Origin of the sequence: Sagittula marina (assembly GCF_014196795.1) — a bacterium.
GTDB lineage: Bacteria > Pseudomonadota > Alphaproteobacteria > Rhodobacterales > Rhodobacteraceae > Sagittula > Sagittula marina.
Map to the genome: position 1 here is coordinate 222091 of NZ_JACIEJ010000002.1, position 20851 is coordinate 242941.

The window sequence follows — 20851 nt, forward strand, 5'->3', positions numbered from 1 at the left end:
CTTTCTGATAGGTTCACAAAGCTCAACGCGCTGCCAGCACCCCAAACGCGGGGAAAAGGCCATGGAATGACCCCTCAGGAAACCCGTGCCTATCAACGGTTCAACTTTTCCAGCCGCGCCGAGACGGACAATCCGTGCGCTTCGAGGCTTTCGGACCGCGCCAGCGTCTCCGCCGCTGGCCCAACGGCCTGCAAAGCCTCGGGCGTCATGCGCGCCATGGTCGTGCGTTTGACAAAATCCATCACAGACAGGCCGGAGGAAAACCGTGCCGAGCGCGCCGTAGGTAGAACGTGGTTCGGTCCCCCAACGTAGTCGCCGATCGCCTCCGGCGTCCATGCACCAAGAAATATCGCGCCTGCATGGATACATTTTTCCGCCAGCTTATCCGGCTCCGCGACACAAAGCTCGAGGTGCTCCGGCGCGATTCTATTGGACAAGGCAGCGGCTTCTTCCAAGTCTTTCACAATGATTACGGCGCCGAAGTCTCGCCAGGAGGCCGCCGCGATAGCGCGCCTCTCAAGCGTCTGGAGCCGCGCGTCGACAGCCTGCATCACGGCCTTGCCGAAATCGGCGTCGGTGGTGATCAGCAAGGACTGCGCACTTTCATCATGTTCGGCCTGGCTCATCAGATCCAGCGCGATCCAGTCGGGGTCATTATCACCATCCGCAATCACAAGGATTTCGGAAGGACCCGCAATCATGTCGATGCCAACCTTGCCAAAAACGCGGCGCTTCGCAGCGGCCACGAATGCATTTCCCGGCCCGGTGATTTTATCGACTGGCGCAATCGTTTCCGTGCCATAGGCAAGCGCGGCAATCGCCTGAGCGCCGCCGATGCGGTAAATCTCGTCGACACCAGCAATGCGCGCAGCCAGCAATACGGCGGGATTCGCAACGCCATCTGGCGTAGGGACGCATATGGCAAGCCGCTCGACACCGGCGACCTTGGCCGGAACCGCGTTCATCAGCACAGAGGATGGATATGACGCCAATCCCCCCGGCACATAGAGCCCCGCCGCCGATACCGCTGTCCAGCGCCAGCCCAATGTCGCACCTTCCGGATCGGTCCACGACGCATCTTCCGGCATCTGGCGAACGTGATACGCGCGAATGCGCTGAGCCGCCTGCTCCAAGGCACGGACCTCGTCCTCAGGCACCTTGGCGCATTCGGATTCGATCTCTGCCTCAGTAAAGCGCAACTGGTCAGAGCTCAGATCCAGCCGATCAAATTTACTTGTCAGCTCCAGAACCGCTGCGTCGCCGCGCGCCCGAACATCAGCGATGATACCCGCCACCGTGTCGTCGACGTCCGGGCTGTCCTCACGCTTGGCAGTCAAAAGCGCGGTGAAATGGCTTTCGAAATCCAGTTCGGCGGTGTTCAGAAAGACAGGCATGGGCATTCCTCCGTGACGGGTGGGACCTGATAGCGCGCGCGACGGGCGCACTCAACCGCGCTCGTTCTTCCGCAAACACAGACCCTCAGAATCAAGGCGATAATCGCTAGAGCGGAATTGACAGGTTAAGATTCATGAATCTTGCCGCTTTGCATGATGAATGCCCGGCAGACCTTTGCCCTGACGGGAACTTTCATACTGTCCACAGCCCAAAATGACGGGCTGTGTGTTAACCTTCGTGATCGGGCAATTTACCAGATGGCGCCGCATAGGGGCGCGTCACATCGCGCAAACCGACTTCGAGCGCTTCAACCTTGGCCCGCAAAGCGCCGTCCCCTGCCAACGTCAGAACGACAAAGCCCTCCGCATCGTCGCCCGGCTCCCAAGAGACAGCGAGCACCTGCAGGATGAGGTCCTTGTCCGCTCGATCGACACCTTGACTCGACACGCTCAGCACATTGTCCACCACCAGAACAGATTGTACCCGCTCAACGGGGCGATCAAAGCGCTTGGCGGTCTCCACGTCCTCCCACCGGACACGATTGATCAGCAGGCCAAGGCGACGCGCGCCTTTCTGCCAGCGAATTTCGGTCACAGGCAGGACCGCATCCTGCACAAGGGCCGACAGAACGCCAAGGTCATCGACGTCCAGCGCGCCAAGGTTCAGCGGACGTTCGCCGCCATCTTCAAAACGCGCATCTTCGGTCATTGGCCTTCAACCCGCTCGATATTGGCCCCAAGTGCAGAGAGCTTTTCCTCCACATTTTCGTATCCACGATCGAGGTGGTAGACCCGGCTGACCAGGGTCTCCCCCTCGGCCGCAAGACCTGCAAGGATCAAAGAAACGGATGCTCGCAGGTCCGTCGCCATCACAGGCGCGCCTTTAAGGCGTTCGACCCCCTTCACTGTGGCGTGACCACCATGCACGTCGATGCGCGCGCCCATGCGGATCAACTCCGGCGCATGCATAAAGCGGTTTTCAAAGATCTTTTCCTCAAGAACGGAGGTCCCTTCGGCGGTGCACATCAGCGCCATCATCTGTGCCTGCAGGTCCGTTGGAAAGCCGGGGAACGGCTCCGTGGTGACATCCACCGCCTTCACCCGGCCATTGCGGCGAGCGACCTTTAGGCCCTTTTCGGTTTGCTCAACGGAAATACCGGCAGCGTCGAGCTTTTCACAAAAGGATTCGACCAGCTCAATGCGCCCGCCCAGACACGTCACTTCGCCGCCGCAGATTGCCGGGGCCAGCATGTAGGTGCCCAGCTCTATCCTGTCGGTGACAACGCTATGGGTGGCACCGCCCAAACGGTCGACGCCCTGGATCGTGATGGTGGATGTGCCCTCACCCTCGATCTGTGCGCCCATCTTTTGCAGACAATGCGCAAGGTCAACGATTTCAGGTTCACGTGCGGCATTCTTCAGAACCGTAGTTCCATTGGCCAGCGTCGCGGCAAGCAAGGCGTTTTCGGTTGCCCCCACGGACACGAACGGAAACTCGAACTCGCCGCCGCGCAGGCCGCCGGCGGGTGCCTTGGCATGCACGTAACCGTCGCGCAGATCCATTTCAGCGCCCAGAGCTTCCATCGCCTTGAGGTGAAGGTCCACCGGGCGCGCCCCAATGGCACAACCGCCGGGCAGCGAAACTTCTGCATAGCCATAGCGCGCCAACAACGGCCCTAGCACAAGAATCGAGGCACGCATCTTGCGCACGATGTCATACTCGGCCCGTTGCGACGTCAGCGCATGGCTCGACATCGCCAGAACCTTGCCGTCCTGCAATGCCGTGACCTCGGCCCCCAGCGATTGCAGCAAAAGCGTCATTGTGCGGATGTCCGACAAGCGCGGCGCATTGGTCAGCGTCAGTGGCTCCTCGGACAACAACGTCGCCGGCATAAGCGTAAGGCAGGCATTTTTTGCGCCTGCGATTGGGATATCCCCGTTCAGCGGGCCGCCACCCTTTACCAGAATCGAATCCATTGCAGTCCTGCTCCTAAGCCTTGTCGTCACTCTGATCATCGGGGCCGGCGTCTTTGCCCGCCTGTTCGGCGGCGCGCGCCCTGGCCTGCGCTTTGCGTCGGGCAAGATTGGCCTTCAGCGCCGCCTTGAGGCGGTCCTCGCGCGCAGCCGCGCCATCCTGTCCGGTCTTACGAGTGCCTTTGTTCATGGATCGGATTTAGCCTGTTAAGGGTATCCGGTCCAGTGCGCGCGAGTTGGTGAAAATTTTTCGAAAAAGCCTCTTGTGCCCTTGGGCCTCCAAGGCTAGAAGCCCGCCACGGCGCTGCTTCAGCTAACATGCAGAGCCTTCCCGATTAGATGGGAAGCTCTAATTGCGAGGCAGATCTGGTTTACGAGCCCTACTAGAGCTCAGATGTGTCGAATTAAAGTCGGCAACATGATCTAGAGTTAAAGTGCTGTGGTAGCTCAGTGGTAGAGCACACCCTTGGTAAGGGTGAGGTCGAGAGTTCAATCCTCTCTCACAGCACCATTTATTTCCCAGTACTTTCGAGGCAGCAAGACAACGGCACTGTACGCCACTGATATGTGCCAGTCCATATGCCAACCGGGCTTGGCATAGTGGTCCTGAACGTGCTCCTCGCAAGGTTCATTGCACGAAGCAGAGCAAAGGTCGCATTTCTTTCATTCTGATCGTCCCGGCAAAGACGCCACACCTGCGCCCTACCGCCCAAAACAGAATGCAACTTCACGCAATGGGCACTGCGGACGCTTTCGCGCCCGAAAGAAAGGTCCGCGAGTAAAAGGTACCCTTCGCCCGGCGGGAAAAGAAAGTTACGCGCCTGAAGGACCGGGACAAGTTCCGCAAAAGACGTGGCAAGAATGACCGTGACCTATTCGCGGAAATTGGTGGTCCGCAAAAGCTGTTGGAAGAATTGCGCCAGCTTCGCAAGATGTCAGCGAATGCCTATGCCATATTGTCGCGCAGCCCTGACTTGCGCCTTTCCTCAAAACGTCAAAACGCCCCGAGAGGAATGAGGCGCGCGATAGATATCGAAGAAACTCAGCCCTCAGCCGAAGCCCTTGTCGGTAGACATCCCGACTATATAGGGCGAAGCGGCAGCTACACCTGCTCATCTCCTAAAGGGACATCCCTGCGAAACGCCCCTTCGGGCAATGGAGACTGTCAGGTCGCTGACTTTCAGGTGTGCGTTGCCCAAATGCGCCACCTCATCGCACGCGGCATTTCCGTCACAGAGGCCGAGGGACAGGTGCGGCCAAGACAATCGGAATCATGACGGAAACCCGATCTACGCAGCGGCGCTTGGTCAAACAAGAATCTCAAGTTTGGACGGTTAGCTCCCACTTGAACTGCCAACGGCGTCGATCAACGGTTTCCATGAAGGTTCTGCCGTTTTTGTTCGAATTTTCCCGTTGTCACCGCGCGGTTCTGGAAACAGCAGACGTCGTCGGCACGCAAGTGTCCGCGCCTCAGAGCCAATGCCTTGAGGACACCGTTTTTCAGCCAAACAGAGCCCGGATTCGGTCGCTACCAGTGCCATGCAATGCGCGAAAGGCGCATCAAGCTGGCGCCTGAACAACGTCGCCTCTCGCAGATCAGAACGGTCGCTTAGACAACCTGCCGCGCCACCCTCCGGGAGCGCTGCCAAGCGAAACGAGCCCGTCCGATGTGCACCATTTGCCAAGCACGAGATCCCAGCATCACGACCTATGAAAGCCACATCTCCGATGAGATGGCAGCCTCAAATGGAACCGAGACCTCCGTTTCGGCAACATTGCCAAGCTACACCCTGGACCAAGTCGCCGGTCAATTGACCCACGGCTACTGGAATCAAACCGGGCGAGATTGGCGCGCATTCGATGTCGAAAGCGGCGGCACGCTCAGTTACGATGTCTCTCAACTGGATAGCAAAGGGCAAGCAACTGCGCTCCAGGCATTCGAGGCATGGGAAATGGCCACGGGCATTTCCTTCAGCGCAAGCACCAGCGGATCGGCGGATATCGTCTTTACGGACGATTATTCAGGTGCTTACTCCTACTCCTATGTGGCCGGTCACGAGATCACCCAGTCCTACGTCAACGTAAATACGGGCTGGCAAACGTATGGCGGCTATTATCTACAGACCTTCATCCACGAAATCGGCCATGCAATGGGCCTTGGCCACGCCGGCAATTACAATGGCTCCGCAAATTTTGGAACTCAGGCGCACTATCAGCAGGACAGCTGGCAGTATTCCATAATGTCCTATTTCGGTCAGTGGGAGAATCCCTACACCAATGCCTCCGCGAACTACGTTGCCACGGCGCAACTCGCAGACATGACCGCGATGGCTTGGCTTTACGGAGCATCGACGACCGTAAATACGGGAAACACCGTATACGGAGATGGCACGACATTATCGCAGGAAGGCATGGACCTCTCTCGATCCTGGGCCGTGACAATCAATGACAATGGGGGGATCGACACCATTGACTTGAACAGCCGGTCCTCTTCGCAGCGTCTCGACCTTCGCAGCGAGCACTTTTCCGACGTGGACGGCGAAGTCGGCAACCTCGCGATCATGCGCGGCACCGTCATTGAAAACGCCCGCACCGGAAGCGGCAACGACCATATCACTGGCAATGAAGGCAATAACTTTCTGGAAACCGGCAGTGGCGACGATACGATTGTCGCCTCAACCGGCAATGACACCTTGAGCGGCGGCGCGGGCACCGACGAAGTGATCATGAATGGAAACTTCAGCGATTACAAATTTGGCGCAAAAGAGGGCCTCTCGATTGAGGATGGGGACGACACCACGGTCCTGCTGGGAATCGAAGCCGTCACCTTTGCTGACGGTGCAGCGACAATCGCCAAGTCGGCAAATGAAACCACTCTGAGCTACATCGCCGACGGGGAGACCTTTGTCTCTCAAGTGGTCACTTCTGATACCTCTAACACGCAGGACTGGACCTCTCGCACCGATGCCTTCGACGCTGACGGAAAGCTTCTGACACGCGTCACGGTCTTTGACGATGGGCGCATCGATAAAGAGGACTTTACAGGCCCAGACGACCCAGGCGGTCCCACGACAGAAACTCTGGTGGACACCACTGGAACACAGAAATGGGAAACCTGGACTCAAACCCGTGACGAGAACGGCATTTTGCAAAGCAGCGAAATCGTCATGGACGATGGCGTTGTTCGCACCACAGTGTACACCGATGGCGTTGCCTCCACCCTGACAGCAGTAGACACCCTCAATGCACATAGCTGGTCCAGCTACGTGGTCGCCTACGATTCGACGGGAGCACTCGCCAGCAACACAATGACGTTGAACAGCGGCGTTGAACGGGTCACCACGTACACTGATGGCGTTCGGACACGGGTGACGTCCACGGACGTCGCAGAAGTCTTGGCATGGGAGACAAAAACTCAGACGTACGATTCATCCGGCACCTTGCTCGAAAGCAGGGTGGATTTAGACAACGGGATCTGCCGTGAAACTGCCTTTGAGAACGGGCGAAAGACCTCTGTCACCACCACTGACGCGGACGACATCATGCGGTGGACCAGCCATACTGTGAGGTTCGACGCGGACGGCCAGCGCGTGTCGCAAAGCATGGTGCTGGATAACGGTTTGGGAATCGAAAAGGCCTACGCCAACGGCACGGTTGCTACCACCTCTGTAACCGACAACGAAGATCTCTATCGCTGGGACAGCTACGTCGATACCTTTGACGAAAATGGTCAACGGGTCAGCCGGGATCTAGTCAACGACAACGGGTTGGAAATCAAAAATCTATATGAAAACGGTCAGCGCGTTCAGGCCATCTCGACGGACGTCAGTGACATCTACAGATGGGAAACTTTGACAAAGTTCTATGATGCGTCCGGAACTCTCCAGTCTCAGCAAATGAGAATGGACGACGGGCGTGAAATTACCCGAACATTTTCGAATGGCCTCGAAACGGAGACCACAGTAACCGATACAGACGATGCTTTCGTGTGGGCGAGTCACACCCATCATTTCGGCGACAACGGAGATCGCGAGCGGCATGTGCTGACCCGTGACGACGGGTTGCAAATTGACACCACATTTACAGACAACCTGCGCAGCGCGGTGACAGTGACCGATGGCGGCGATCTTTACGAATGGTCAAGCTATACAACCAACTTCAATACGGCAACGGGTCACGCCGTCGAACGCGTGCTCACCACGGATGACGGAGACGAATACATCTTCAGCTACATGGAACCGGATGTAGGCTTGGGCTGAGAGCGATAAAAAAAACCGGACTGCGCGCAGCAGCCCGGCTACGAATGCCACTCTTCGGCAGCGGACTGATGTCAGGCCTTGTCGAGCTCGAAAGCATCGTGAAGCGCCTGCACGGCCAGTTCCATATACTTGCGCTCCACCAGCACCGAGATCTTGATCTCCGACGTGGTGATGACCTTTATATTGATACCCTCATTGGCGAGCACCTTGAACATCTTGGCCGCCACGCCGGTCGCTGACCGCATCCCGATCCCCACCACTGAAATCTTACAGACGCCGGTGTCCGCCTTTACAGCGGCGAAGTTGATGGCTCCAGCGGCCTTCGCCTCCTCCATCGCCTTCTCGGCGCGCGACACCTGGTTCGTCGGACAGGAGAACGTCATATCCGTGCGCCCATCCTCGGAGATGTTCTGCACGATCATGTCAACGGTCACGCCAGCGTCGGCCAATGGTGAAAAGATCGCCGCAGCGATGCCAGGGCGGTCAGCGACGGACACGAGGGTCATCTTCGCCTCGTCACGCGAATGGGCCACACCGGCCACAACCTTGTCTTCCATGATGTCCTCCTCGTCGCAGACCAGCGTGCCCGCCGCGTCGTTCATTTCCTCAAAGCTGCTCAATACACGCAGCTTAACCTTATAGCGCATCGCCAACTCGACCGAGCGTGTCTGAAGCACTTTGGCACCCAGTGACGCCAGCTCCAGCATCTCTTCAAAGGCGATCTTGTCCAGTTTGCGCGCCTTTTCACAGATGCGCGGGTCGGTCGTATAAACACCGTCCACGTCGGTGTAGATGTCGCAACGCTCGGCTTCGAACGCGGCGGCAAAGGCCACGGCAGTCGTGTCGGACCCGCCACGACCCAAAGTCGTTATGCGCCCCTCAGGAGAGATCCCCTGAAAACCAGCAACAACAGCCACGCGCATGCCTTCGCCGAACTTGGCCGCAATATTATCCGTCGGGATCGACTCGATCCGCGCATTGGCGTGGGTTCCAGTGGTCTGCAAAGGCACTTGCCAGCCCTGCCAGCTGCGCGCGGGCACATCCATTTCCTGCAACGTCAGCGCCATCAAACCGGCGGTCACGTTCTCGCCCGAGGACACGACAGCGTCATATTCCCGCGCGTCGAACAACGGCGAGGTTTCCTCGACGTATTTCACCAGCTTGTTGGTTTCGCCGGACATGGCCGAGACGATGACGATGACGTCATATCCCTTGGCCACCTCTACGCCGACGCGCTTTGCGGCGCGCCGGATGCGGTCCAGCGTGGCGACGGACGTCCCGCCAAATTTCATCACGAGAACGGGCATGGTTTCCCTTTCCTTGGGTCGGGAGCGGCTTTACGCCGCTGTATGCCCTTGCGCAAGTGTCAACCGTTTGTCCACGACGGAATAAACGCCGCTGCGAACCTGCGTTCAATAAGGATGTGGCCGCCCGTCCCAAGTCTCAAAACAGCCGGTGGTCTCCACCGACAAAGCCTTGATTCGCTCAAGCAACCCCTCGCCCGCCTGCACCGGCGTGATTTCCGCCGTACTGCCCCCCATATCTGTCTGCACCCAACCGGGATGGTAGATGCCCACGGCCACACCGATCCCCTTCAGGTCCGCCGCGAGGTTCCGACCAAGGTTCAGCGCCGCCGCTTTCGAGGCGCGGTAGATGTAGCTGCCACCGGGCGCGCGCTCATGCGAAGCCATTTGCGAACTGATAATGGCAATTTTCGGGGCCTCGGACAGTTGCAAGTTGGGAAGCAGGCTTTGCACGGTCAGAAAAACGCCTGTCACGTTCACCGCAAAGGAGTCGGCCCACATTTCGGGCGGATAGCCATCGGCCAACCCTTCCTCCTTGTCCAGGAAAACCCCTGCATTACAGACCACAGCGTCGATGGCCTGCCCCTCCAACTGCCGGGCCAAATCACGCTGCGACGCGAGGTCGGTAACGTCCAAAGGCAAAAAGCCGGGATCATTACGCGCCGTGCCGAGCACTTCATGCCCCTCATTGCGAAAGGCGCGATCCATGGCGGCGCCGATTCCACGATTTGCCCCGGTGATCAGGATTCGCATCTGTGTCTCCTCACTTAGTGCGAGTGAGCATAAGCGATCCGGCGTCTTGGAAAAGGGTCAGTTACTCTTGCGGGTCGGGGTGAAGGGAAGCGGCGCTATCTTGATGCCCTCTTCCACCAGCGCGCGCGCTTCTTCAGGCTTGGCCTCGCCCCAGATTGCGCGCTCGGGCGCCTCACCTTCGTGAATTTTACGTGCCTCTTTGGCAAAAGACGGACCAACATAATCAGACGTCTTCTCAACATGGGCTTTGAGAGCGGCCAACGCCTGCTCCGCCGGAGAGGCCGGCGTTTCGGTCAAAGGCTTCTTTGGTACAGCGGTGTCGCCATGACTGACGCGTGGAGCCATCAAAGCTTTCTCCACGTCGGCACAGCCGCACACTGCACAGGTCACATGCCCTGCGGAACGCAGTTTTTCGTAGGCGGCCGCAGACTGGAACCAACTGTCAAAGCTGTGGCCTTCGGTGCATTTCAAGGCGTATTGGATCATTCCGAACCCTCAGAACATCACTATAAGGTAACTGTATTAACAAAGACTTCAAGGATCCGGAAGCGCGTCCAGCACCATGGCGCAAAGCGCCTCCGGCCCGACCTGTGGACGCAACAGAGCTTTTGCGCGACGCCCGGCACGCGCCTGAGTGGTGGTATCCCCCAGCTTTTCCAGAGCCTGCGCAAGGCTGGCCGCATCCGTTATCTTATGCGCGGCTCCCGCCTTGTCCAATCTCGCATAGGCAGTTGCAAAGTTCCGGACGTCCGGCCCATGGATCAATGACGCTTCGTAAGCGGCTGGCTCATAAGGCGTATGGCCGCCGCGATCCGTCAGCGTTCCGCCGACAAAGACCCGACCGCAGACCGCATACCAAAGCGCCATCTCGCCCATCGTATCCGCGAGATAGACCTCGCCAGTGGCAGGCGTATCCCCCCCGCTGCGTTGCCCGACAGTGAAACCTTCTGCTTCGATCATGGCTCTGATTTCACTGGCGCGACGAGGGTGGCGGGGCGCAAGGATCAGCCTCAATTCCGGCTCAAGAATCCGAGCCATCTTGTGCGCAGCCAGAACGACCGCTTCTTCTCCCGGGTGCGTCGAGGCCGCCAGCCACGTTCGCCCACGCTCAACGCCCACCAAAGGCGCCACCTCGGGTGCGGAGTAAAACGCTTTCAAATCCACAACCGGGCCCTCTGCCTCTGCGGGCAAGCCCAAGCCCTTCAGACGCTTGGCAGACCCGGAATCCTGCGCCGACGCAAAGGTCACGCCACCGAAAACCCGTTTCGCCAAATTGCCCAAACGCGCCCAACCGCGAGCCGTGCCGGGGGTCATCCGAGCGCCAAGGATTAAAACCGGACCGCCACAGGACAAGATCCGGTGCGGCCACACCTCTGATTCAAGTGTCAAATGAGCCGTGACAGTCCAGTCGCGCAGAACCCGTCGTGTCAGCCACCCCAGGTCGAGAGGCGCCAACCTCGCATGCACGCGGCGTAAACCCCAGCCAGCAACCATCTTCCGCCCGGTTTCTGTGTTCGCCGTGACGAGCCATTGGGTTTCGGGACGTTCCTCAACCAAGCGCTCCAACACCGGGCGCACCGAATTCAGTTCTCCATTCGACGCGCCGTGCAACCAGATATGCGCGCCCGGACGCCCCTTGGGCACGCTCAAGCGCGACATCCCATGGCGAAGCAAAACGACAATGGCAAACAGGCTGATGAGGCAGCGATACCGCAGCATGATCCCTCTCATGGAATTGATAGGTGACGAGTAGGCGGCTCCACGGCGACGCGCAAGACGCAGGCTGGGCCTGCGCACTGATGGTAAATTCAGCGAAGGCGGCGATTGAGACCCTCTTGACGAACAGAGTGTGGATAAACGGAAAGGCTCCAATCTTTCAGGCACCTCGCGGCCGTCCTCGATCACAGGTCGCCACACCCCCCCTGACTCCGGGTTCTCAGGATGCCACAAATACGATAAAAATATCAAATTTCGGGCCATAATTCCAAATTTCTTATACTTTCCAGATCTACCCCCATATTCACCCACATCTTTTCTCGAAAATCTCGAAAAAGCATCCATCCCAACTGTGGGTAAGTCGCAAAGCGTCGCAATTTCAAAAACTTGTGCGACGACTGTAATTCCTGCGTCAAAAGTATTCAATGCGCACGCAAATCGCCCCGATTTTCCCGCATAGCGGGAAAATTCCTACATGCATCCGGAAAAGCCATTTCCCAAACCGCTCGTGATGTTCTATCTCTTCACACCGCAGCTCAGGGGAGTTCGGCAAAACATGGCGCCCAATTCAGAATCGGAAAGCCGCAAGCTTCTAGGCCGGCTCAGGGATACGATGGCAGAGGATGCCGCCGGTCAGGCACGCCTCGATAAAATCACTTACCTGACAGCAGACAGCATGAAAACAGAGGTCTGCTCGATCTATTTGTTCCGCGATCCCGAGACATTGGAATTGTGCGCAACCCAAGGTCTGAAGGAAGAAGCCGTTCACCACACGCGCATGAAGATGGGCGAAGGTCTGGTTGGACGTGTGGCGCGCAGTGGCAAAATGATCAACACAGCCGACGCCCCGTCAGAGCGCGGCTTCCGCTACATGCCAGAAACGGGCGAAGAAATTTACTCCAGCTTCCTCGGTGTGCCGATCCAGCGACTGGGCGAGAAACTCGGCGTTCTGGTGGTGCAGTCCAAAACCCGCCGATTGTTTTCCGAGGATGAGGTCTACGCACTCGAAGTGGTCGCCATGGTCCTTGCCGAGATGGCAGAGCTGGGAGCGTTTGTCGGCGAAGGGGCCGCGCTGAAACAGCGGCACACGCAAGCGGTGCTGTTCCGGTGCGGCACCGGTCAGGAAGGCACCGCCATGGGTCAGGCTTGGCTGCACGAGCCGCGCGTCGTCGTGACCAACCTCGTTGGCGACGATCCCGACACCGAACGTACCCGCCTGCAGGAGTCCGTCGGCAAGCTGCGTATCTCCGTTGACGAAATGGTCTCGCGCGCTGTGGGAGATCAGGATCAGGTCGAGGTGCTGGAAGCCTACCGAATGTTCGCAAATTCCAAAGGCTGGCTAAAGCGGATGGAGGAGGACATCGATCGCGGCCTCTCTGCCGAGGCGGCCGTGGAAAAGGAGCAGTCCCAGGCACGTGCGCGCATGGCGCAGGTCACCGACGGGTATCTGCGTGAACGGCTGCACGACCTTGATGACCTGTCCAACCGGTTGCTTCGCATTCTGACCGGACAGGGCAACGAGACCGGGGCAAAACTGCCCGACAATCCTATCCTGATCGCGCGCAACATCGGTCCGGGCGAGCTGCTCGAATACGGGCGGAGTCTCAAGGGTGTCGTCCTCGAAGAGGGGTCCGTCGGCTCTCACGCGGCCATTGTCGCCCGCGCATTGGCGATCCCGCTGGTCATTAACGCAGAACGCATCACCAACGAGGCTTTGAACGGCGACCTCGTGTTGGTGGACGGCGATCAGGGCGTGGTCCACCTCCGTCCCGATGACACGGTGGTCAGCGCTTTCCGAGACAAGATGGCGATGCAAGCCAAAGCCCAGGAACGCTATTCCGTCCTTCGCGACAAGAAATGCGTGACTGCCGATGGCAGACATGTGCAGCTGTTGATGAACGCTGGCTTGATGGCGGATTTGCCTTCGCTGGAAAGTTCGGGCGCGGAGGGCGTCGGCCTGTTCCGTACCGAGTTGCAGTTCCTCGTGCGAAACAAGATGCCCCGCCGCATGGAGCTTGCCGCGCTTTATGCCCGCGTGCTGGACGCATCAAAGGACAAACGCGTCATCTTTCGCACGCTGGACATCGGGTCGGACAAGGTTCTGCCCTACATGAAGCCGCAGGAAGAGCCGAACCCCGCTCTGGGCTGGCGCGCGATCCGAGTGGCGTTGGACAGGCCCGGGGTGATGCGGATGCAACTTCAGGCGCTTCTGCGCGCCGCCGACGGTCGCCCCCTGACGATCATGTTCCCCTTCATCGCGCAGTACGAAGAATACGCGCGTGCGCGCGCCGAGGTGGATACCGTGCTCGTGCGCGAAAAGCGACTTGGCCATTCGGTTCCCGAAAAGCTGGAAATTGGCTGTATGCTGGAAACCCCCAGCCTCGCCTTCGCCTCTGAACGGTTTTTCCGCGAGGTGGAGTTCCTGTCAATCGGTGGCAACGATCTGAAGCAGTTCTTTTTTGCCGCCGACCGCGAAAACGAACGTGTGCGCCGCCGGTATGACTCTCTGAACGTCTCTTTCCTGACTTTTCTCGAAAGCATCGTGAAGCGGTGCGAAGCGACGCAAACCCCGCTCTCCTTTTGTGGCGAGGACGCCGGCCGCCCGATCGAGGCGCTCTGCCTCGCCGCCATCGGCATTCGCACACTGTCCATGCGTCCAGCCTCCATCGGACCGGTCAAATCGCTGCTTATGCGATATTCGCTGACAGAGATCCGTGATGTGATCGAAGAAGCAAAGCTGCGCGGCGAGCAATCGGTGCGCCAGGCCGTGATGGAATATCTCCGCGATTATTCCTGAGGTATTGGCCCCGCGCAACGAAAAAGCGCTCCGATCCGGGCGTTTTGCACCAGATCGGAGCGCAAAAGGTTCCGACGTCTTTCAATTGCCCTCTACCTTCTGGCCGAGAGCTCCGTGCACGCTTCTGCGCGACAGAAGCCCGTCTCCCCGCAGGTCCCGCGTTCATTCTCAGCGGCCTGTCATATTGCCTCTAGGGCCGGGCATTTATGCGAAGCGTTCTGCGCCCCGTATGCCTGATGTTCTACACTTGGACTGCTAAGAACAAGTTACCGAAAATACGATTTTCAATTAAAGCGACCTCGATTGTTTCCTCGATCAGCTTCTGTTGATCTGCGGTTGACCAAGTTCGGCGCGCAGCCCATCCAGCAGTTCCAGCCGCGTCTTTCCACTGTCTTCTGCAAGCCGCAGCAGACCGAAATGCACATGCGCCATTTCCTGATAGTAGGACGTGTAGGCGTAGTTCACGGCCGCTCCGGCTGCGGCGCCCAAGACCGGCACCGTCTGCGCGGCCAGCTTCTGACCAAGAACAGTTGCAACCTTCGGCGCGACTTTGGCAATCAGCGCATTCACGCTCGCGCCACTGATGGACACCCGCGCCGCAAGAAAGCCGATGTCGGCCCCGTCTTCCTCTGACAAAGGCCCTGCCGCAGCGAACACCGCAAGGCATTCCTTCATCACGTCCGGGCTATCCGGATCGAAACCGTGCTCGGCCGCGATGGCCAGCATCGCACGCATCAAAACTGTCACCGTGACGGGCATCTCTGCCATGGCCGAGGGCAGGCCACCGATGCCCCCCGCCGCGCCCATGGCGGTCGCCATTGCCGTGCTCAGCCACCCCTTTTGATCCGGCACAATGGTGCGCGACCGATTGGCCGTCGTCAGTGCCGAGGCCAGCGCACGCTCAGCCACGACCTCCAGCCGGTCCTTTACGCTGTCTGGCAGCTTTTCCAGCAGGTTCTCTGCCTGGCCACCGACTATATTGAGCAGCTGCATCCCTACGGAATTTGCGGACTTATAACGTTTCGCAAGAGTACGAATCTCGGTTTCGACGGGAACAACTTGCACGATTTCGGTCATCAGAGATCCTCCTGCGGTTAAAGATGGCCTTGATCTCGGACGGTTCAAGCCGCGCGCGTTACCTCGCCTGCGACGTTGTCCCATGCGCCCGGCACCAGCGCCAGACCCAGAACCCGTTCCGGGTTTGTCGGCGGCGGCATTTCGACGGCCTCCAGTCGCGTAAAACCGAAGCGCTGGTAGTAGGGAGGGTCGCCAACCAGCAACACCCGCTCGAACCCCATCTCTGCCGCTGCGTGCAACGTTTCCCGCATCAGCAGCCCGCCGAGTCCCGCACCTTGGGTCACAGGGTGCACCGCGATCGGTCCCAGCAGCAGAACGCGCTGGCCATTCACGCGCACCGGCCAATACCGGATCGCCGCCACCACCGCGCCAGAGCTGTCGCGCGCCACCCGGCACAGCGGCGCGACCGGGTCGACATCCTCGCGCAGTCGGTACGACGACAACGCCGACCGCCCTGGCGCAAAGGCGCTGTCATAGAGCGCCTCGACCTCCCACCAATCCTCGGGTCGTTCCACCGCAGTTGTGTACAAGGTCCCTGCCCCTCGTGCTGTCCCAGTGCTGTGCAGGTTCGGCGCATGTCTTTGCGTCCTTGCAAAGACAGGACGCGTGCACTTGCCCTGCAAACCGCCTATCACTCGGGAAAATCACCTGCAAACAGGAGGCTTCCTTGTTTTACCGCCCCGAAGACGGCCATGATCTGCCCCACAACCCGTTCAACGCCATTGTTTCGCCCCGACCGATCGGTTGGATTTCCACGCGCGGCAGCGACGGGGCGGACAACCTCGCCCCCTATTCCTTCTTCAACGCCGTGGCCTATGTCCCGCCTCAGGTTATGTTTTCCTCCACATCGGCCAAGCCCGACCGTGGCGACACCAAGGACAGCCTCGCCCAGATTCGCGACACCGGCGTATTCTGCGTCAACATCGTCGAATACGCCGCCCGCGATGCCATGAATGCCACGTCCGCCCCCTTCCCCGCCGGCACCGATGAATTCATCGAAGCGGGCATCGAAAAGATGCAATGCGAGACAATCGACTGCGCCCGCGTCGCGTCCGCTCCGGCAAACCTGGAATGCAAGCTGACGAAAATCGTTGAACTGCCCGGCGCCGCGAACTTTGCGGTTTTTGGCGAAGTCACCGGCGTGCACATTCGCGACAATTGTCTTGTGGACGGGATCTTTGACGTGCTGACGTTCAATCCGCTCTCGCGCATGGGCTACCGCGACTACACCGTGGTGCGCGAGAAATTCGCTTTGAACCGCCCCGGCGAATGATCCGCATAGGCGCCATGCAGCACTATATGGAAGATTGCATGGCGCCTCCTTTGAAGATTTGCTAAGCTTTTCGGGCATAATGGAGGCACCGATGGACCAGCACCTTTGACACCCTGACCAAATATCAGAACGCAAAGGAGGTCCTATGCCGGCCCAAATCCCCCCTGCGCATGTGGCGCATCCCATCACCTTGCCTGACGGCACGCCCCATGCGGGCACCGTCTACCTGAAGACTGTCATCGATCATCCCCGAATGGACATCGGCGATTTCACCTATGCCTCGGACTTTGATCCGCCTGAAGATTGGGCCGCGCGGCTCGCCCCCTATCTCTTCCCCTTCAGCCAGGAAAAACTGACCATCGGGAAGTTCTGCCAAATCGCACATGGTGTGCGCTTCATCGGCTCATCCGCCAATCACGCCACAGATGGGCTGACCACCTTTCCGTTTACCGTGTTCGATCCGGACACAATGATCGGCTATCAGCCCGACACCCGGGACACGGTTATCGGCAACGACGTCTGGCTGGGGTATGGTGCCACCGTCCTGCCCGGGGCGCGCATCGGCAATGGCGTCATTGTTGGCGCCGGTGCCGTGGTGCGCGGCACAGTGCCCGACTACGCCATCGTGACGGGCAACCCCGCGCAGGTGCACCGCATGCGCTTTTCGGACGAGGATATCGCAAGCCTCAACGCGCTTGCATGGTGGGATTGGCAGCCACAGGCCATCGCCGCGGCCCGCCCCCTGCTAGAGGCCGGGGATGTGTCTGCCCTCAGCCGTCATGCACAGAAACACGCCGCGACTGTGTCGAGCTCCCCGAGCTGACGCCCGCCGAAGCGCAGTTATGAGAAGGGCGGCCCATTGGACCGCCCTTTTTGCATTCATGTCCAACGCGCCTCAATGATCTCCAAGGATCCCTGTGCGCACATTGTAATCCACCGCCAACGCATAGTTCGGGTCATCCTCGGAATCCACCATCAGGTGGCCCGCCTTGGACAGCAACTTATGGCAATCACGCGACAGGTGGCGCAGCTGGATTTGCTTGCCGACGGCCTCATACTTGGCTGCGACCGCCTCGATTGCCTGTAAAGCGGACTGGTCCACCACGCGGCTGTCAGCGAAGTCCACGACCACCAGCGACGGATCACCGGGCACGTCAAACATTTCCGCAAACCCTTCGGAGGAGCCAAAGAACAGCGGCCCCTGCACCTGATACACCTTGGCACCTTCGGGCGTGATATAGGTCTTGGAGTGAATGCGCCGGGCGTTGTTCCACGCATAGGCCAGCGCGGACACGATCACACCGACCACAACCGCCACGGCGAGGTCTTCGTACACTGTCACCACGGTCACGAGGATAATGACGAACGCGTCCGTCAACGGCACCTTGAACAGGATCCGCAGGGAGTTCCACGCGAATGTCCCGATCACCACCATGAACATGACACCGACCAGCGCGGCAAGCGGGATCAGCTCAATCAAGGGCGATGCGATCAGAATGAAGCTCAACAAAAACAACGCCGCGGCAATGCCTGCGATCCGCGTACGGCCGCCGGATTTCACGTTGATCATCGACTGACCGATCATGGCGCAGCCGCCCATGCCGCCAAAGAACCCGGTAAGAACGTTCGCCGCGCCCTGCGCCATGCACTCCTGCGAGGCACCTCCACGCTGGCCGGTCATCTCGCCCACAAGGTTTAGCGTCAGCAGCGATTCAATCAGGCCAATCGCCGCCAGGATGACCGCATATGGCAGGATGATCTGCAACGTCTCCAGGGTGAGCGGCACCGAAGGAATGTGGAACGGAGGAAACCCGCCCTCGATGGACGACAGATCACCCACGCGCGGCGTATCAAGGCCAAAGAGGATCACCACACCGGCCGTGATCGCGATACCGGCCAACGGCGCAGGCACGATTTTCGTCAGGCGCGGCAGCAACCAGACGACAGCCATCGTCAAGGCAACCAGCCCCAGCATGACCACCATCGGCAGCCCGGACAGCCATTCGCCCCCCGACGCGCCGTGGCCAGAAACCTCCGCCGTGCCGGGCACCTTGAACTGCGACATTTGCGCAAGAAAGATCACGATGGCCAGGCCGTTGACAAAGCCCAGCATGACCGGGTGCGGCACCAGCCGGATGAACTTCCCCCAGTGCAACGCGCCGGCGATCAATTGCAAAACGCCCATCAGCACAACAGTGGCAAACAGATACTCGACCCCATGTTCCGCCACCAGCGCCACCATGACCACCGCCAACGCGCCCGTTGCGCCAGAAATCATGCCCGGGCGCCCGCCAAAGATCGCTGTCACGAGCCCGACCATAAACGCGGCGTAGAGCCCGACCAGAGGGTGCACGCCGGCAACAAAGGCAAAAGCGACCGCTTCAGGGACAAGCGCCAATGCAACGGTCAGTCCGGAGAGAACGTCAGTTTTGACTTGCCCCGGTGTCAGCGCAGTGGTGGGAGAGACCCTCAGATCGGGCATCGTAATGCTGTCGGCGTATCGCGCCAATAGGGCCTTGGCCATGTGGTATCCTGTTCATCATATCGCGGAGGTTTGGCCTGCCTCTACTGCACTGCAGCGCAAAATGCCACCCGTTAGCGCGAAACCGCCCGTTCCAAGACCTTATGAGGCCCATGGATGTGACAGCGCCCGCCTTGCACCCCTGAAAGGCCCATGGCTTAGTGGGCTCAACACTCTGCGAGGGAAACAGGTATGACCGACACCATGATCGCCGTCATTGGCGGCTCCGGCATTTATGACATCGACGGGCTGGAGGGCGCGACCTGGCAAGCGGTTGAAACCCCTTGGGGAACCCCCTCGGACGAGGTCCTGACCGGCCGCCTCGACGGGGTCAAGATGGCCTTCCTCCCGCGTCATGGGCGCGGTCATTACCATTCGCCGACGACTGTCCCCTATCGCGCCAACATCGACGCCCTGAAACGGCTGGGCGTGACCGATGTGATTTCGGTTTCCGCCTGCGGGTCATTCCGCGAAGAGATGGCTCCCGGTCACTTCGTGGTGGTGGACGACTTCATCGACCGCACCTTTGCCCGCGAAAAGTCGTTCTTCGGCGAGGGGTTGGTGGCGCATGTCTCCGTTGCACACCCGACCTGCCCGCGGTTGGGCGACGCCTGTTTCACAGCCGCCAAAGACGCTGGAATCACGGTCCACAAAGGCGGCACCTACCTCGCGATGGAGGGGCCACAGTTCTCCTCCACTGCGGAATCCAGGATGTACCGCAGCTGGGGCTGTGATGTGATCGGCATGACCAACATGCCGGAGGCCAAGCTCGCCCGCGAGGCGGAGCTCTGTTATGCGTCCATTGCTATGGTCACGGACTACGACAGCTGGCATCCGGATCACGGCGCCGTCGACATCAACGAGATCATCAAGGTGCTCACCGGCAATGCCGACAAGGGCCGCGAGATGATCCGCCGCCTGCCGGCGCTGCTCGGGTCTGATCGCGCGCCCTGCCCGCATCACTGCGACCGGGCGCTGGAATACGCGCTGATGACCGCGCCCGACAAACGCGACCCCGCCCTGCTGGCCAAGCTTGACGCCGTGGCCGGCCGCGTCCTCTGACGCGCCCGCAAAACGCGTCCTCTGACGGAGACACCATGCCAAACCGCCGCGCAGCGTTCCTGCTTGCCACACTTGCCAGCCTTCCGCTTAGCGCGGCGAGCGGCGCGCAGGACTTTGTGGAAAGCAGCGGCATACTGTCTGATGATGACTTTTATCGGCTGGTTGCCTGCGCTGCCCCGCCCGGTGCGCCTTGCGCTCGCCCTTTGCTGCATTGGCCAACCGTACAGCCCGTGACGGTGCGCATCCTCTCCATGGACCGCGCCTTCCTGGGCGGAAAACGCAAACGTGCGCAGGCTGCCCTCGTGAGGGCCATTCAGTATATCAACAACGCCAAAGCTGGGATTCGTGTCACGCAAACCACCAGTGCGCAAGCGGATGTAAACATCCATTTCATCGACACTGATGGCAATTCTCCCCTGAAAAACAGCGGGATAGACGGGGCAGATGGCCTGACCGTCACAGGTGCGCGTGTTATCGTCTGGTCGCGAACCGACACCCACAAGATTCAGCGTGCCACGATCCTTTTCGGCACGCGCCTGCACATCCGCCACTATGAATCCGCCATGCTCGAAGAACTGACCCAGGCGCTGGGACTGCTGACCGATATCCGTAATCCGGTGTACGAAGGGGTGTCCATCTTCAGCCAGGACAGCAACGACACAAAACAATTCTCGGACCAGGACCGCATGGCCCTGCGCCGCCACTATCCCACGGAGTGACC

17 protein-coding genes and 1 tRNA gene are annotated in these 20851 nt (G+C 59.6%); 7 read left to right on the forward strand and 11 right to left on the reverse strand.

Annotated features, from left to right (window positions below):
* Positions 1-92: 92 nt before the first annotated feature.
* The 4 genes from hisD to GGQ68_RS04475 all read right to left on the reverse strand — a co-directional run bounded on the left by hisD (position 93) and on the right by GGQ68_RS04475 (position 3558).
* Complete coding sequence (gene hisD, locus GGQ68_RS04460) at positions 93-1394, reverse strand: histidinol dehydrogenase (RefSeq protein WP_183963319.1); 1302 nt, start codon at positions 1392-1394, stop codon at positions 93-95.
* A gap of 229 nt (positions 1395-1623) precedes the next feature.
* Positions 1624-2103: a DUF2948 family protein gene (locus tag GGQ68_RS04465; RefSeq protein ID WP_183963320.1), complete on the reverse strand. Its 480-nt coding sequence runs from the start codon at positions 2101-2103 to the stop codon at positions 1624-1626.
* The gene (murA, locus tag GGQ68_RS04470; protein WP_183963322.1) at positions 2100-3371 is read right to left on the reverse strand and encodes a UDP-N-acetylglucosamine 1-carboxyvinyltransferase; all 1272 of its coding nucleotides are present in this window, start codon (positions 3369-3371) and stop codon (positions 2100-2102) included. Before murA ends, GGQ68_RS04465 begins: the two co-directional genes overlap by 4 nt.
* 13 nt (positions 3372-3384) lie before the next feature.
* Positions 3385-3558 carry a hypothetical protein gene (locus tag GGQ68_RS04475; protein WP_183963324.1) on the reverse strand — a complete coding sequence of 58 codons (174 nt, stop codon included), beginning with the start codon at positions 3556-3558 and terminating at the stop codon, positions 3385-3387.
* Positions 3559-3804: 246 nt separating this feature from the next.
* On the opposite strand from GGQ68_RS04475, the gene GGQ68_RS04480 reads away from it, so the two are divergent.
* Positions 3805-3879 (forward strand) — tRNA-Thr (locus GGQ68_RS04480).
* 1156 nt (positions 3880-5035) lie between these two features.
* Entirely contained in the window at positions 5036-7627 is a 2592-nt protein-coding gene (locus GGQ68_RS04485; RefSeq protein ID WP_183963326.1) for a M10 family metallopeptidase, read from the forward strand.
* A gap of 71 nt (positions 7628-7698) precedes the next feature.
* Here GGQ68_RS04485 and GGQ68_RS04490 read toward each other — a convergent pair whose 3' ends face one another.
* The 4 genes from GGQ68_RS04490 to GGQ68_RS04505 all read right to left on the reverse strand — a co-directional run bounded on the left by GGQ68_RS04490 (position 7699) and on the right by GGQ68_RS04505 (position 11403).
* Complete coding sequence (locus GGQ68_RS04490) at positions 7699-8934, reverse strand: aspartate kinase (protein WP_183963328.1); 1236 nt, start codon at positions 8932-8934, stop codon at positions 7699-7701.
* A 105-nt stretch (positions 8935-9039) separates the two neighbouring features.
* Positions 9040-9684, reverse strand: coding sequence for an SDR family NAD(P)-dependent oxidoreductase (locus GGQ68_RS04495; protein WP_183963330.1), 645 nt, complete (start codon positions 9682-9684; stop codon positions 9040-9042).
* A 57-nt stretch (positions 9685-9741) separates the two neighbouring features.
* The gene (locus tag GGQ68_RS04500; protein ID WP_183963332.1) at positions 9742-10170 is read right to left on the reverse strand and encodes a DUF1178 family protein; all 429 of its coding nucleotides are present in this window, start codon (positions 10168-10170) and stop codon (positions 9742-9744) included.
* A 48-nt stretch (positions 10171-10218) separates the two neighbouring features.
* Entirely contained in the window at positions 10219-11403 is a 1185-nt protein-coding gene (locus GGQ68_RS04505; RefSeq protein ID WP_183963334.1) for a 3-deoxy-D-manno-octulosonic acid transferase, read from the reverse strand.
* A 553-nt stretch (positions 11404-11956) separates the two neighbouring features.
* Between GGQ68_RS04505 and ptsP the strand changes: the two genes are divergently transcribed.
* On the forward strand, positions 11957-14197 hold the full coding sequence (gene ptsP, locus GGQ68_RS04510) for a phosphoenolpyruvate--protein phosphotransferase (protein ID WP_183963336.1): 2241 nt from the start codon (positions 11957-11959) through the stop codon (positions 14195-14197).
* 315 nt (positions 14198-14512) lie between these two features.
* Here the strand turns inward: ptsP and GGQ68_RS04515 are convergent, their stop codons facing one another.
* Positions 14513-15274 carry an EcsC family protein gene (locus GGQ68_RS04515; RefSeq protein WP_183963338.1) on the reverse strand — a complete coding sequence of 254 codons (762 nt, stop codon included), beginning with the start codon at positions 15272-15274 and terminating at the stop codon, positions 14513-14515.
* 44 nt (positions 15275-15318) lie between these two features.
* The gene (locus tag GGQ68_RS04520; RefSeq protein ID WP_183963340.1) at positions 15319-15804 is read right to left on the reverse strand and encodes a GNAT family N-acetyltransferase; all 486 of its coding nucleotides are present in this window, start codon (positions 15802-15804) and stop codon (positions 15319-15321) included.
* Positions 15805-15941: 137 nt separating this feature from the next.
* Between GGQ68_RS04520 and GGQ68_RS04525 the strand changes: the two genes are divergently transcribed.
* The gene (locus GGQ68_RS04525; protein WP_183963348.1) at positions 15942-16547 is read left to right on the forward strand and encodes a flavin reductase family protein; all 606 of its coding nucleotides are present in this window, start codon (positions 15942-15944) and stop codon (positions 16545-16547) included.
* Positions 16548-16692: 145 nt separating this feature from the next.
* Positions 16693-17370, forward strand: coding sequence for a CatB-related O-acetyltransferase (locus GGQ68_RS04530; RefSeq protein ID WP_183963350.1), 678 nt, complete (start codon positions 16693-16695; stop codon positions 17368-17370).
* A 72-nt stretch (positions 17371-17442) separates the two neighbouring features.
* Here the strand turns inward: GGQ68_RS04530 and GGQ68_RS04535 are convergent, their stop codons facing one another.
* Positions 17443-19071, reverse strand: coding sequence for a SulP family inorganic anion transporter (locus GGQ68_RS04535; RefSeq protein ID WP_183963352.1), 1629 nt, complete (start codon positions 19069-19071; stop codon positions 17443-17445).
* Positions 19072-19260: 189 nt separating this feature from the next.
* Between GGQ68_RS04535 and GGQ68_RS04540 the strand changes: the two genes are divergently transcribed.
* Both GGQ68_RS04540 and GGQ68_RS04545 read left to right on the forward strand, forming a co-directional pair.
* The gene (locus GGQ68_RS04540) at positions 19261-20130 is read left to right on the forward strand and encodes an S-methyl-5'-thioadenosine phosphorylase (RefSeq protein WP_183963354.1); all 870 of its coding nucleotides are present in this window, start codon (positions 19261-19263) and stop codon (positions 20128-20130) included.
* A gap of 35 nt (positions 20131-20165) precedes the next feature.
* Complete coding sequence (locus GGQ68_RS04545) at positions 20166-20849, forward strand: DUF2927 domain-containing protein (RefSeq protein ID WP_183963356.1); 684 nt, start codon at positions 20166-20168, stop codon at positions 20847-20849.
* Positions 20850-20851: the final 2 nt, after the last annotated feature.

Coding starts and splice junctions, on each gene's coding strand:
- murA (WP_183963322.1), bottom strand. CDS start 3,371: ATGGATTCGATTCTGGTAAAGGGTGGCGGCCCGCTGAACGGGGATATC.
- GGQ68_RS04495 (WP_183963330.1), bottom strand. CDS start 9,684: ATGCGAATCCTGATCACCGGGGCAAATCGTGGAATCGGCGCCGCCATG.
- GGQ68_RS04535 (WP_183963352.1), bottom strand. CDS start 19,071: ATGGCCAAGGCCCTATTGGCGCGATACGCCGACAGCATTACGATGCCC.
- GGQ68_RS04490 (WP_183963328.1), bottom strand. CDS start 8,934: ATGCCCGTTCTCGTGATGAAATTTGGCGGGACGTCCGTCGCCACGCTG.
- GGQ68_RS04505 (WP_183963334.1), bottom strand. CDS start 11,403: ATGCTGCGGTATCGCTGCCTCATCAGCCTGTTTGCCATTGTCGTTTTG.
- GGQ68_RS04515 (WP_183963338.1), bottom strand. CDS start 15,274: ATGACCGAAATCGTGCAAGTTGTTCCCGTCGAAACCGAGATTCGTACT.
- GGQ68_RS04500 (WP_183963332.1), bottom strand. CDS start 10,170: ATGATCCAATACGCCTTGAAATGCACCGAAGGCCACAGCTTTGACAGT.
- GGQ68_RS04530 (WP_183963350.1), top strand. CDS start 16,693: ATGCCGGCCCAAATCCCCCCTGCGCATGTGGCGCATCCCATCACCTTG.
- GGQ68_RS04465 (WP_183963320.1), bottom strand. CDS start 2,103: ATGACCGAAGATGCGCGTTTTGAAGATGGCGGCGAACGTCCGCTGAAC.
- ptsP (WP_183963336.1), top strand. CDS start 11,957: ATGGCGCCCAATTCAGAATCGGAAAGCCGCAAGCTTCTAGGCCGGCTC.
- GGQ68_RS04540 (WP_183963354.1), top strand. CDS start 19,261: ATGACCGACACCATGATCGCCGTCATTGGCGGCTCCGGCATTTATGAC.
- GGQ68_RS04485 (WP_183963326.1), top strand. CDS start 5,036: ATGTGCACCATTTGCCAAGCACGAGATCCCAGCATCACGACCTATGAA.
- GGQ68_RS04475 (WP_183963324.1), bottom strand. CDS start 3,558: ATGAACAAAGGCACTCGTAAGACCGGACAGGATGGCGCGGCTGCGCGC.
- GGQ68_RS04545 (WP_183963356.1), top strand. CDS start 20,166: ATGCCAAACCGCCGCGCAGCGTTCCTGCTTGCCACACTTGCCAGCCTT.
- hisD (WP_183963319.1), bottom strand. CDS start 1,394: ATGCCTGTCTTTCTGAACACCGCCGAACTGGATTTCGAAAGCCATTTC.